The sequence below is a fragment of the Actinomadura sp. 9N215 genome (assembly GCF_044326345.1).
Taxonomy (GTDB): domain Bacteria; phylum Actinomycetota; class Actinomycetes; order Streptosporangiales; family Streptosporangiaceae; genus Spirillospora.
Genome location: NZ_JBIRBA010000014.1, coordinates 158,521 through 171,496 on the forward strand (window position 1 = coordinate 158,521; position 12,976 = coordinate 171,496).

Sequence of the window (12,976 nt, forward strand, 5' to 3'; positions counted from 1 at the left end):
CCTTGCCCGTCATTCGGCCGCCCCCTTGGCGACGAAGGCGGCGCGGTGCTCGTCTCCGGCCCCGACGAGGTTGAGCTCGAACGTGAACCCCTGCTCGTAGCGGTAGCTGCGCTTGACGTCCACCGGATCGATCCCGTTCAGCGACTCCTTCGCCCGGCGGATCACGTACCGGTCCTTGGCGGCGATGGACGCGGCGACCTCCAGGGCCTGGGCGCGCAACCCGTCCGCGGGGACGACCTCCAGCACCGACCCGTGATGGTGCAGCTCCTGGGCCGTGACGTTCCGGCACGTGTAGACCATCGCGCGCATCAGATGCTGCGGGACGAGCCGCGCCAGATGCGTCGCGGCACCCAACGCGCCCCGATCGACCTCGGGCAGCCCGAAATAGGCGTCCTCCGAAGCGATCACGATGTCGGCGTTCCCCGCGAGCCCGACGCCGCCGCCGAGACAGAAACCATGAACGGCCGCGACGACGGGAACCTCGCAGTCGTAGACGGCCGCGAACGCCGCGAAGCAGCCCCGGTTGGCGCCCACGAGCGCCGCGTGGCCCTCGGTGCTCTGCATCTCCTTGATGTCGACGCCCGCGTTGAAGCCCCGTCCCCCGGCGCGGAGCACGACCGCGCCGACCCCCGGATCGCGGCCCGCCGCGACCACCGCGTCGGCCAGCTCGTACCAGCCCGCGACGGTGAGCGCGTTGACCGGCGGCGCGTCCACGACGATCTCGGCGACCCCGTCCAGGGTCGTGGTGGAGACTCCCATGCGTTACCTTTCCACCAAACATTTGTTAGAACAAAAGGTAGCAGAGGCTCTCAGAGGAGACGGAATGTCACTGACGCTCGACCTGGGCGGCAAGACCGCCGTGGTCACCGGGGGCGTCCGCGGGGTCGGCGCGGGCATCAGCCGCGCCCTCCTGGACGCGGGCGCCGACGTCGTCGCGGTCGCCCGCCGCGAGCCGGACGCGCTGCCCGAGGCGGGCGGCCGCACGGCGAGGTTCGCCTCCCTGGACGCCCGCGACCCGGACGCCGCGCAGGCCTTCGCCGACGGCCTCGACCGCGTCGACGTCCTCGTCAACAACGCGGGCGGCGCCCCGTTCCTCCCGGTCGCCGACGGCCCCGTCCGCACCCACATCAAGATCATCGAGCTGAACCTGACCGCCGCCCTGATCATGGCGCGGGCCCTCCGCCCCCGGATGCTCGAACACGGTGGCGGCTCGGTCATCAACATCTCCAGCGTGAGCGGCGTACGCCCCTCGCCCGGCACCGCCGCCTACGGCGCCGCCAAGGCCGGGCTGCACAACCTCACCCAGTCGCTCGCCGTCGAATGGGCCCCGGCCATCCGCGTCAACGCGCTGACGCTCGGCATGGTCCGCACGGAGCTGGCGCACCTGCACTACGGGGACGAGGCGGGCGTCCAGGCCGTCGCGGACACCGTCCCGCTGGGCCGTCTCGCCGACCCCTACGAGGTCGGCGCGGCCTGCGTGTTCCTGGCGTCCGACCTGGCGTCCTACGTCACCGGCTCGGCGATGCTGCTGCACGGCGGAGGAGAGCGCCCCGCCTTCCTGGACGCCGCCACCGTCAACAAGGAGCAGCGATGATCTGCAAGGACCGGGTCGTCGCCGTCACCGGCGCCGGACGCGGCCTCGGCCGCGCCCACGCCCTGGAATTCGCCCGCCAGGGCGCCCTCGTCGTCGTGAACGACCTGGGCGTGGCCCGCGACGGCACCGGCGACGCGTCCTCCGGCCCAGCGCACGACGTCGTCCGCGCGATCGAGGACCTCGGCGGCCGAGCCGTCGCGAACACCGACGACATAGCCACCGACGCGGGCGCCGCCGCCCTGATCGCCGCCGCGCTCGACGCCTTCGGACGCCTCGACACCCTCGTCAACAACGCCGGATTCCTCCGCGACCGCATGCTGATCAACCTCGGCGAGGACGAGTGGGACGCCGTCATGCGCGTCCACCTGAAGGGCCATTTCCTCCCGCTAAAACACGCGGGCCGCCACTGGCGGACGGAATGCAAAGCAGGTCGCCCGGTCGACGCCCGCGTGATCAACACTTCCTCAGGCGCAGGCCTGCTGGGCAGCGTGGGCCAGGGCAATTACTCGGCCGCCAAGGCAGGCATCGTCGGCCTGACTCTCGTTGCGTCCGCCGAACTGGCCCGCTACGGCGTGACGGTCAACGCGATCGCCCCCGCCGCCCGCACCCGCATGACCGAAGAAGTCTTCGCCCAGACAATGGCTTTCCCCACGGAAGGCGAATTCGACGCGATGGCCCCGGAGAACGTCTCTCCCCTCGTCGTCTGGCTGGGCTCCGCCGAATCGCGCAATGTGACCGGACGCGTTTTCGAGGCCGAAGGCGGCAGACTCTGCGTGATGGACGCCTTCCGCCATGGCCCGTCCACCGACAAAGGCGCCCGCTGGAACCCGTCCGAGATAGGCGAGGCGATCACGGCCCTGCTCGCGAAGACCCCCGCCCCCGAACCCGTCTACGGCACGACCTGACCACGAATGCCGCCGAGCCCCGCCCCCCGGACCCCGGCGTTGTCAGGGGAGTGGGGTGGCGGTGAAGGTGTTGGACGGGTCGTAGCGGGTCTTGGCGGCGCGGAGTCTGGTGGCGTTCGGGCCGTAGGCGTCGGCTATTTGCGTGGTGTCGTCCGGGCTCAGGCCGTTGGGGTAGCCGCCGGGTAGCGCGTCCCGTGCGAGGGCTTCGGAGACGGCGTCCGCCCAGGTCTGGTGGGGCTCGGCGTCGCCGGGCGGCCACCAGCTGATGATCGTGGCCATGATGTGGTTCCGGCGGAGGCCGAAGGCCGTGCTCTCCACGGGGACCCGGGCCGCGGCGCCGTGGAACTGGCCGCAGAGCACGCGCGACAGCGGTGACGTGAACGTGGCGGCGGCCTTGACCAGGGCGGAGACGGTGTCCGGCGTGAGGTGCGGCACCGATCGTGTGCGGCACGCGACGTGGTGTCCGATCGTCTCGCCCTGCTCGTCGTTGGCGTGCAGCAGGTCGCTGTAGGTCGTGGGCCCCACCTTGGCGAAGGCCGGGCTTCCGAGGCGTCGCAGTCGGTCGATGTGCGCCTCGCCGGGTGCCGGGTCGCCGCTCCAGGCCGGGAGCAGCCCCAGGCCGGGCGCGCCGCCGGGGCCGGTCAGCATCGCGATCGCCACGGTCAGCTCGTCCGGCGCGGCCGACAGGACCTCGTTCAGCCGGTCGAGGACGGCGGCGGCCTGCGGCAGCGGGTAGAAGATCGTGCCCGCGAGGATCGGGTCGGCGCGGTGCAGGCGATGGCGCATCGACGTCACGACGCCGAAGTTGCCGCCGCCGCCACGGATGGCCCAGAAGAGTTCGGCCTCGTGGTCGGCGTCCGCGGTCACCGCCCGTCCGTCCGCCAGGACGACGTCGGCGGCCAGGAGGTTGTCCAGCGCCAGGCCGAAGCGGCCGTTCAGGAGGCCGTACCCGCCGCCCAGCGTCAGACCGGCCACGCCGACGGCGCCGACCGTGCCGGTCACGGCGCTCAGGCCGTGCGGCGACGCCGCTCCGATGAGGTCGGCCGCCGTGGCGCCGCCGTCGACCGTCGCGACCGCGGCCTGCGCGTCCACCTCGACCCGGCGCATTCCGGCCAGGTCGATGACCAGTGCTCCGTCGCGGACGCCGCGTCCGAGCCAGTCGTGCCCTCCGCCGCGGACCGACAGCGGCAGGCCATGGTCGCGGGCGGCGCGTACGGCGGCCTGCACGTCCGCCGTCCCGCGGGCGTGGACGACCAGGGCCGGACGGTTGGTCACCGCGCCGTTCCAGACCCTGCGGGTCCTGTCGTAGAGCGGACCGGAGGTCGCCACGGCGTCCGGTCCCAGGCGGTCCGTCAGTTCCCGGGCCGCGGCCGGGATCCCGGCGTTCACGCGGCCGTCCGCAGCTGCTCCATGGCGGCCAGCATAGCCAGGAACCCTATCCGTGCAGGTCACAGCCCGATCGGCGTGGCCGATGGGCGTCAGTGGGGGCGGTAGTCCTGGAGGTGGCGGTGCACCTTGTCCGTGTACGGCTTGAACCTGGCGGGGACGCCGCCTTCCTTGACGATGGTCCTGGACGAGCTGCGGTAGGTCGCGGCGAGGTTCAGGGCCGGGTCGCCCGGGACGTTCTTCAGGTCCTTGCCCCAGTAGCAGAGGAACCGGCCCATCGCCGGGATGGACATCTCCGGGGTGATCTGGTCGGGCCTCGGCTCGGGGTTGTTGAGGCCGCCCGGCTGCCAGGCCACGAGCACGCTGGGCGTCCACCGGGCGATGCCGTACTCGTCCTTGGCGGGGTCGGACAGATTGGGGTCGAAGCCGCTCTCCACCTTCAGCATCGCCGCGATCAGCGCCGGGCTGAGCCCGGGCATCTCGCACCAGGTGCCCGCCTTGACGATCAGGTCGCGGTACCGCGCGGGGACGTCCGATTCGGCGCGCAGCCATCGGCCGTCCTTTCCGGCCGTCGCGGAGCCGTCGTCCCCGTTCCCGATGAGGGCCCAGAGGACGCCGGCGGCCGCGACGGCCGCGGCCGCTCCGGCTCCGGCGATCACGCCGTTGCGGCGCCGGAGGCGGGGACGGCGTCGTGTCGTCCTGGCGGGTGGGGGCTCGGGCAGGGGATCAGTGTCGATCTTGCTGGTGGCCTCGCCCAGCGCGTTGCCGAACGCCGCCGCGGACGTCCAGCGCTCCTCGCGGTCGGGTTCCAGTGCGCGCAGGACCGCCGCGTCCACGCCGGGTGGGACGCCGGGGCGGAGCTCGCTGGGCGGACGGGGCGCGGTGGCGGGCGGCTCACCGGTCAGCAGGTGGTAGGTGAGCGCGCCGAGGCCGTAGACGTCGGAGCGGCGGTCCGGGGCGCCGTCGATCTGGCCCTGCTCGGGGGCCATGTAGCCGGGCGAACCGGCGGGCAGCGTCAGGCTGGACAGGTGGTCCTCGGTGCGGGCGATGCCCAGGTCGGAGATCATGAGGCGCTCACCGCCGCCGGACGCCGACCGCAGCAGCACGTTGGACGGCTTCAGGTCGCGGTGCACCACGCCCAGGTCGTGCAGCTCCTGCACGCCCCGGATGATCTCGCGGGCGGTGCGCAGCGCCTCGTTCAGCGGAAGGGGGCCGTCCGCGAGCCGCTCGGCGAGGGTGCCGCGGTCGGCGTAGGTCATCACGAAGTAGGGGCGGCCGTCCGGCAGCTCGCCGATGTCGAAGACCTCGACGACCCGGTGCGAGTCGGCGCGGCGCAGCAGGCGGGCCTCCTGGACGAACCGCTCCCGCACGTCGGCGCGCAGCGTCCAGTGCTCCCCGAGGATCTTGATCGCGACGGGGGAGTCGAGCTCCGGGTCGTGCCCCAGCCAGACCGAGGCGAAGCCGCCCGAGCCGAGGAGGCGGTCGATCCGGTGGCGGCCGGCGCCTGTCGGGTTCTCCACGCTTCCCCATCATGAAGGATCGGTGCAGGTACGTGCACTGTCTTAGCGTGACCGGCCGGACGCGTCGCGTGCATGCCGCTGGTGGAATGCCGTCCTTGCCGGCGGCGTTCCAATGATGGCCGGAAAACGGATCGCTTTACACAGGCGTTCCGGCTACGGTGCGGAGGTTTGCTGGGTGGGCGGGCCCGGCACCCTATCTTGGTCGATGGTTATGAGGACACCTGTGAGTTCGCCGCTCGCCGACGTGCGTGCGCGGCTGCCCCGGCTGATGCTGCGCGACCAGCACCGGCTGCGGCGCCGGATCGACGGCGTCCAGAAGATGCGGGACGCGGCGCGGCGCGCCGGCGCTGTGGGGGAGATCACCGCCGAGGTCGACGCCGCGGAGCGGCGGGTCGAGCGGCGGCGCCTCGGCGTGCCCGCGATCACCTACCCGGCGCAGCTCCCGGTCGCGCAGAAGAAGGACGACATCCTCGCCGCGGTGCGCGACCACCAGGTCGTGATCGTCGCGGGGGAGACGGGGTCCGGGAAGACGACCCAGATCCCGAAGATCTGCCTTGAGCTGGGACGGGGCGTGCTCGGCTCGATCGGGCACACCCAGCCGCGGCGGCTCGCGGCCCGGACGGTCGCCGACCGCATCGCCGAGGAGCTCGGCACCGAGCTGGGAGACGCCGTCGGGTACAAGGTCCGCTTCACGGACCGGTCGAGCGACGACACGCTGGTCAAGCTGATGACGGACGGCATCCTGCTCGCCGAGATCCAGACCGACCGGCTGCTCCGCCAGTACGACACGCTGATCATCGACGAGGCGCACGAGCGCAGCCTGAACATCGACTTCCTGCTCGGCTACGTCAAGGAGATCCTGCCGCGCCGACCCGACCTCAAGGTGATCATCACCTCGGCGACGATCGACCCGGAGCGGTTCTCGGAGCATTTCGGGGACGCGCCGATCGTGGAGGTGTCGGGACGGACCTATCCGGTGGAGGTGCGCTACCGGCCCGTCGTCGACCCGGACGATCCGTCCGCCGATCCCGACCGCGACCAGATCCAGGCGATCCTGGACGCCGTGGACGAGCTGGCCCGGGAGGGGCCCGGCGACGTCCTGGTGTTCCTCAGCGGCGAGCGTGAGATCCGCGACACCGCCGACGCGCTGACCAAGCACTTCACGCGGCGGCGGGAGGCGGCCGACGTCCTGCCGCTGTACGCGCGGCTGTCGTCCGCGGAGCAGCATCGCGTGTTCCAGCCGCATCGGGGCCGCCGGATCGTGCTGGCCACGAACGTCGCCGAGACGTCGCTGACCGTCCCGGGGATCAAGTACGTCGTCGACCCGGGCACCGCGCGCATCTCCCGGTACAGCCACCGGCTGAAGGTGCAGCGGCTGCCGATCGAGCCGGTGTCGCAGGCGTCGGCGAACCAGCGCAAAGGGCGCTGCGGGCGCGTGTCAGAGGGCGTCTGCATCCGGCTGTATTCGGAGGACGATTTCGAGTCGCGTCCCGAATTCACCGACCCGGAGATTCTGCGGACGAACCTCGCGTCCGTCATTCTGCAGATGACGTCGCTGGGCCTCGGCGACATCGCGGCGTTCCCGTTCGTCGAGCCGCCCGACCGGCGCAACGTGAAGGCCGGGGTCGACCTGCTGCACGAACTGGGCGCCGTCGACCCGTCGCAGAAGGATCCGCGCAAGCGCCTCACCCCGCTCGGCCGGAGCCTCGCGCAGCTTCCCGTCGACCCGCGGCTCGGCCGGATGATCCTGGAGGCCGACAAGAACGGCTGCGTCCGCGAAGTGCTGATCATCACGGCGGCGCTGTCCATCCAGGACCCGCGGGAGCGTCCCGCCGAGCACCAGCAGGCCGCCGACGACAGGCACCGCCGCTTCGCCGACCCCACATCCGACTTCCTCGCTTACCTGAACCTTTGGAACTACCTGCGCGAGCAGCAGAAGGAATTGTCGGGCAGCGCTTTCCGGCGGATGTGCAAGAACGAGTTCCTGCATTTCCTGCGCGTGCGTGAATGGCAGGATCTGCACGGGCAGCTCAAGCAGGTCGCGAAGTCGCTCGGCGTGACGCTCAACACCGCCGAGGCCGCGCCCGACCGCGTCCACATGTCGCTGCTCGCGGGCCTGCTGTCGCACATCGGCCTCGTCGACGCCGACAAGAAGGACACCAAGCAGCGCCGTGGCCAGGAGTATCTCGGGGCGCGCGGGGCGAAGTTCGCCGTGTTCCCGGGGTCGTCGCTGTTCAAGAAGCCGCCGCGCTGGGTCATGTCGGCGGAGCTGGTCGAGACGTCCCGGCTCTGGGGACGCGTCAACGCCAAGATCGAGCCCGACTGGATCGAGCCGCTCGCCGAGCATCTCGTCAAGCGCAACTACAGCGAGCCGCACTGGTCGAAGAAACAGGCCGCCGTCATGGCGCACGAGAAGGTCACGCTGTACGGGGTGCCGATCGTCGCCGACCGGCGCGTCAACTACGGCCGCATCGACCCGGAGCTGTCCCGCGAGCTGTTCATCCGGCACGCCCTCGTCGAAGGCGACTGGGAGACCCATCACAGGTTCTTCCACGACAACCGCGCCCTGCTGGACGAGGTGGAGGAACTGGAACACCGCGCCAGGCGCCGCGACATCCTCGTCGACGACGAAACCCTTTTCGACTTCTACGACGAGCGGATCCCCGAAGACGTGGTGTCGGGGCGGCACTTCGACTCCTGGTGGAAGAAGGCCCGCCGCGATGAGCCCGACCTCCTCGGGTTCGAGAAGTCAATGCTCATCAACGAGACGGCGGGCGGCGTCAGCGAGGCCGACTACCCGGACGCGTGGAAGCAGGGCGCGCTCCGGCTCCGCCTCACCTACCAGTTCGAGCCGGGGACGGACGCCGACGGCGTGACCGTCCACGTTCCCGTGCAGATCCTCAACCAGGTCAGGCCGGACGGGTTCGAGTGGCAGGTGCCGGGGCTGCGGACCGAGCTGGTCACCGAGCTGATCCGGTCGCTGCCCAAGCAACTGCGCGTCAACTTCGTCCCCGCGCCGGACTACGCGCGCAAGGTCCTCGACCGCGTCGCGCCGCGCACCGAACCCCTCCTGGACGCCCTCGAACGCGAGCTGACCGCGATGACGAGCGTCCCCGTCGCGCGGGAGGCGTGGGACCCGTCGCGCCTGCCCGCCCACCTGCGCATCACGTTCCGCGTCGTCGACGACCGAGCCGCTGAAGGCGGCGGCACCCTCGGCGAGGGCACCGACCTGGACGAGCTGAAACGCCGCCTCGCGGGCAAGGTGCGCGGGACGCTGTCCAAGGCGGCGTCGACCGTCGAACGCTCCGGCCTCACCGAATGGACGATCGGCGAGCTGCCCCGCACCTACGAGCGCACCCAGGCCGGTTACGACGTCAAGGCGTACCCGGCGCTGACCGACGACGGCGACAGCGTCTCCGTTCGCATGTACGAGACGGAGGCCGAGCAGCGGCGCGCGATGTGGCTCGGCACGCGGCGGCTGGTCCTGCTGAACGCGCCGTCGCCGGTGAAGCTCGTCCAGGGCCGCCTCACCAACCAGGGGAAGCTCGCGCTGAGCCACAACCCGCACGGCTCCGTCGCCGCGCTGTTCGACGACTGCGTCACCGCCGCCGCCGACCGGCTCATCGCCGAGGCGGGCGGGCCCGCCTGGGACGAGGACGCCTTCCGCGCGCTGTACGACCGCGTCCGCGCCGACCTGCACGACGCGACCGCCGAGATCGTCGCGCTCGTCGAACGGGTCCTGGCCGAGTCGCACGAGGTCGACCGGCGGGTGCGGGGCACGGCGAGCCTGACGCTCGTCCCGGCGCTGACCGACGTCCGGGCGCGGCTCGGGGCGCTCGTCCACCCCGGGTTCGTGACGGCGACCGGATGGGCGCGGCTGCCCGACCTGCCCCGCTACCTGCGCGCGTTGCAGGTCAGGCTCGACAAGCTCCCCGAGAACCCCGGACGCGACCGGACGCTCGCGCAGCAGGTCGACGTCCTGACGCAGGAGTACGAGCAGGCGCTGCGCCGCCTGCACCCGTCCCGCCGGGAGGACGAGCCCGCACGCCAGATCCGCTGGATGCTGGAGGAGTTCCGCGTCAGCCTCTTCGCCCAGCAGCTCGGGACGCGGTTCCCCGTCTCCGACAAGCGCATCCGCAAGGCCATGGCCGCGCTCTAGCCGCCCTGCCGCTCTAGCCGCCCTGCCGCTCAGCGGATCAGTCGTCGTGGGCGAACAGTTCCAGGTGTGAGCAGTCCGCGCAGCGGAAGGCGCGGACCGGCAGCCGCTGCTTACCGGCGACCCTCGCTCCGCCGAGCGGCCCCCGCTCCAGCGGGCCCGGCACCCAGCTGGTGAAACCGCGGGCCGTGCCGATGTCGTCCACGAACCCCTCCCGCAGGTCCGTGCTTGCGCACAACGTGCACTTCAGCTCCGTCACGCCACGATCATAAATTTCGGACGAACCATGATCAATCGTCGGGTAAGACTGGACGGCATGGGGTTGAGGGAGTTCTATCCGCCGGTCGAGCCGTACGACTCCGGGCTGCTCGACGTCGGCGACGGGAACCGGATCTACTGGGAGACCTGCGGGAACCCGGACGGCAAGTCGGCGGTGTTCCTGCACGGCGGTCCGGGCGGCGGGCTCCTGCCCGACCACCGGCGGTTCTTCGACCCGTCCGCCTACCGGATCGTGCTGTTCGACCAGCGCGGCTGCGGCCGGAGCCTCCCGCACGCCGGCGACCCGAACGTCTCGCTGGAGCACAACAAGACGCCCTACCTGGTGGACGACATCGAACGGCTGCGCGAGCACCTGTCCGTCGACCGCTGGCTCGTGTTCGGCGGAAGCTGGGGCAGCACCCTCGCCCTCTCCTACGCGCAGGCGCACCCGGAACGCGTGTCGGAGCTGGTGCTGCGCGGCGTGTACCTCGTCCGTCCGGTCGACGAGGCGTGGGGGTTCACGCCGGCGGGCGCGGCGCACCTCTTCCCGGCCGAGTGGGCGGCGTTCCGGGACGCGATCCCGCCCGCCGAACAGGACGACCTGCTCGCCGCCTACGGCCGCCGCATCGGCGACCCGGACCCGGCCGTCCACCTCCCGGCGGCGAAGGCGTGGATCGGCTGGGAGCTCACCGCGAACACGCTCCTGCCCGTCCCGCCGCCCGATCTGGACGACGCCGTCGTCATGGCGTTCGCCCGCATCACGCACCACTACATCGCGAACGGCGGCTTCCTCCCTGAGGAGGGGCTTCTCGCCGGAGTCGACCGCCTCCGGCACGTCCCGGCCGTGATCGTGAACGGCCGCTACGACATGAAGACCCCGCCCGACCAGGCATGGGACCTGCACCGCGCCTGGCCCGAGGCGGAGTTCCACATCGTGGAGGACGCGGGCCACGGCGGGTCCGAGCCCGGCGTCCGCGACCGGCTGATTTCGGCCACCGACCGGTTCGCCGGACGCTGACCGCTCCGCCCGGACGACCGGAGGCCCAACGCGGCGGACGTTTCCGCGACCCGTCCGTCCGCCGTGACCATTGGTACTAGGTTCGACACGACGTGTGCATCCCTCACATGTACCTCAAGTCACTGCAGCATCCGGGATCAGTGCGTATGGTTCATTCCATGCCTAACAGCGAAGAGCGCGACAATAGCGGCCCCGAGGGGACGGCCGCGGCTCCCCAGAGCGCGGTCGCCGAAGGCTCGGGGGACGGGGGCGCCGAGACCTCCGGCGCCGGTGCGGCGGCGAGCGAACCGCCCCCGGGCGGCACGGAAACCGGCGGCACCGGTGCGGAGACGTCGGCGGAGACGGCGGTCGCCCGGATGGGCGACCCGGTCACGGTGTGGCCGTGCGCGAACTGCGGGCGTCCCGTCCCGCAGCCGGTGGGGGCCGTCCGCGCCGTCCGCTACTGCCAGGACAACGACGGCGCCTGCGCCCGCGAGGCGCGCGACCGCCGGGATCGCGGCCGGGACGCGCCAGGCCTCACCGGGCAGGTCGCCGCGACGTGGGAGATGGTCGAGCGGCTGGAGAAGGCCGCCGACCTGCTCGCCGACTCGCTGACGTCCGAGCTGAGCGTCGCCGGGGTCGAGCGCCGCGTCGCCGAGGTGCGGGCCGAGGCCGCCCGCGAGCTCGCCATCGCGCAGAGCGAGCGCGACGCGTCGCAGCGCAAGGCCGAGGAGGCGTGGCACGAGGCGTCGTCCGCCCGGCAGCGCGCCGAGACCGCCGAGCAGGACGCCGCCCGCTCCCGCGAGGAGGCCAAGACCGCGACCGCCAAGCGCGACGCCGCCCAGCAGGCGTGGGAAGAGGCCCACCAGGTCGCCCAGCAGTCGATGACCGCGAAGCTCGCCGCCGAGAGCGAACGCGACCGCGTCGCCGCCCGCGAGACCGAGCTGCTCGCCGCGCTGGAGAGCACCCGCGCCGAGCTCGTCGGCCTGCACTCCAAGCTCGCCGAGGCGGAGGGCGCCGTCGAGTCGCAGCGCGTCGAGGCCGCCGTCGCCAAGCAGGGCGCCGAAGACCTGCGCAACGCCATGCGCGACACCGAGGCGCAGCGGCAGCGCGCCATGCAGGCCGCCAGCAAGGCCGAGGCCGAGCGCACCGCCGCGATGCGGGCCCAGTCGGAGGCGGAGGCGGAGACCGTCCGCGCCAACGCCCGCGCCGACGAGGCCGTCAAGGACCGCGACGCCGCGCAGGCCCGCGCCCAGGCCACGGGCGCCGACCGCGAAGAGCTGCTGGCCAAGATCAACGATCAGACGGTGCAGTTGCGGCAGCTGTCGCAGTCCGTCGCCGAGCAGCAGGCCGCGCTCACCGCCCTCGCCGAGGAACGCGACGCCGCCCGCGCCGAGGCCGACCGCGCCCGCCGCCAGATCGACCAGTTCACGCACAACACGCTGTCGTCGAACGTCCCGCCCGGCGGCCGGATGCCCGGCGGCGGCGCGCCCGTGCCGCCCGCGGGTCACACGGGACCTCCGCCGCCCTCCGGCATGCCGCCCGGCCCGCCCCCGATCGGCGGCCCTGTCCCGTCCGGACCTCAGCCGCAACCGCATCAGCATCCGCAGCCGCAGCATGCGGCCCCGGGGCCGCTCGGCGTGCCCGTGGCGCCCGTCCCGGACGGACCGCCCGGACCCCCGCCGGGACAGGGCACCGGAAACCACCCGCCGCACGGCCCGAACCAGCCCGGCCCACCGAACCACGGCCGCCCCGTCAACGGCGCGGACCGCGAGGACCCGCTCTTCACCGGCCCCTGAGGACGCCCGGCTAGCCGTACCTCGTCACCACGTAGAGCGTCAGCACGACCACCACCGTGATGATCGCCACCTGGCCGCGCTCGCGCGCCACGGTCTGCCGCAGGCCGCTGACCCGCCGGCGGCCGTTCCGCAGGTCCGTCACGGCGCGGCGGGCGCGTTCCCAGTGGACGCCCGTGTAGATGGCCAGGGCGGCGACCCCGACCAGGAGCAACGCGTCTCCGCTCATGGACCCGCCTCCGTTGTCGCGGAAGCTCAGATTGAACACCCGGACGAGGCCGCCTGGCCATGTCCGGCGACACATTTCAAGAAATCATGCGGAACCGGACATCGTTCACGGCCGACGGATCATTCGGCGGCCAGG

Annotated in this window: 10 protein-coding genes; 5 read left to right on the forward strand and 5 right to left on the reverse strand. The window is 72.3% G+C overall.

Going from position 1 to position 12,976, the window contains the following annotated elements; translation table 11 throughout:
• Window positions 1-9 precede the first annotated feature (9 nt).
• Window positions 10-759, reverse strand: a complete 750-nt coding sequence (locus tag ACH34T_RS23430; RefSeq protein WP_396023034.1) for an enoyl-CoA hydratase family protein — start codon at window positions 757-759, stop codon at window positions 10-12.
• Window positions 760-823: 64 nt separating this feature from the next.
• On the opposite strand from ACH34T_RS23430, the gene ACH34T_RS23435 reads away from it, so the two are divergent.
• Together ACH34T_RS23435 and ACH34T_RS23440 are read left to right on the forward strand one after the other, a co-directional pair.
• The gene (locus tag ACH34T_RS23435) at window positions 824-1,594 is read left to right on the forward strand and encodes an SDR family oxidoreductase (protein ID WP_396023035.1); all 771 of its coding nucleotides are present in this window, start codon (window positions 824-826) and stop codon (window positions 1,592-1,594) included.
• On the forward strand, window positions 1,591-2,499 hold the full coding sequence (locus ACH34T_RS23440; protein WP_396023036.1) for an SDR family oxidoreductase: 909 nt from the start codon (window positions 1,591-1,593) through the stop codon (window positions 2,497-2,499). The genes ACH34T_RS23435 and ACH34T_RS23440 overlap by 4 nt, the downstream gene beginning before the upstream one ends.
• 42 nt (window positions 2,500-2,541) lie before the next feature.
• Here ACH34T_RS23440 and ACH34T_RS23445 read toward each other — a convergent pair whose 3' ends face one another.
• Both ACH34T_RS23445 and ACH34T_RS23450 read right to left on the reverse strand, forming a co-directional pair.
• Entirely contained in the window at window positions 2,542-3,888 is a 1,347-nt protein-coding gene (locus ACH34T_RS23445) for an FAD-binding oxidoreductase (RefSeq protein WP_396023037.1), read from the reverse strand.
• A gap of 89 nt (window positions 3,889-3,977) precedes the next feature.
• On the reverse strand, window positions 3,978-5,405 hold the full coding sequence (locus ACH34T_RS23450) for a protein kinase (protein WP_396023038.1): 1,428 nt from the start codon (window positions 5,403-5,405) through the stop codon (window positions 3,978-3,980).
• Between the two features lie 223 nt (window positions 5,406-5,628).
• On the opposite strand from ACH34T_RS23450, the gene hrpA reads away from it, so the two are divergent.
• Complete coding sequence (gene hrpA / locus ACH34T_RS23455) at window positions 5,629-9,564, forward strand: ATP-dependent RNA helicase HrpA (RefSeq protein WP_396023039.1); 3,936 nt, start codon at window positions 5,629-5,631, stop codon at window positions 9,562-9,564.
• 37 nt (window positions 9,565-9,601) lie between these two features.
• Here the strand turns inward: hrpA and ACH34T_RS23460 are convergent, their stop codons facing one another.
• Window positions 9,602-9,820 (reverse strand): hypothetical protein, encoded by a 219-nt coding sequence (locus ACH34T_RS23460; protein ID WP_396023040.1) that lies wholly within the window; start codon window positions 9,818-9,820, stop codon window positions 9,602-9,604.
• 63 nt (window positions 9,821-9,883) lie between these two features.
• Between ACH34T_RS23460 and pip the strand changes: the two genes are divergently transcribed.
• Window positions 9,884-10,837, forward strand: coding sequence for a prolyl aminopeptidase (gene pip / locus ACH34T_RS23465; RefSeq protein ID WP_396023111.1), 954 nt, complete (start codon window positions 9,884-9,886; stop codon window positions 10,835-10,837).
• A 158-nt stretch (window positions 10,838-10,995) separates the two neighbouring features.
• Window positions 10,996-12,615, forward strand: coding sequence for a chromosome segregation ATPase (locus ACH34T_RS23470; RefSeq protein ID WP_396023041.1), 1,620 nt, complete (start codon window positions 10,996-10,998; stop codon window positions 12,613-12,615).
• A gap of 10 nt (window positions 12,616-12,625) precedes the next feature.
• Here ACH34T_RS23470 and ACH34T_RS23475 read toward each other — a convergent pair whose 3' ends face one another.
• Window positions 12,626-12,841 (reverse strand): hypothetical protein, encoded by a 216-nt coding sequence (locus ACH34T_RS23475; protein WP_396023042.1) that lies wholly within the window; start codon window positions 12,839-12,841, stop codon window positions 12,626-12,628.
• Window positions 12,842-12,976: the final 135 nt, after the last annotated feature.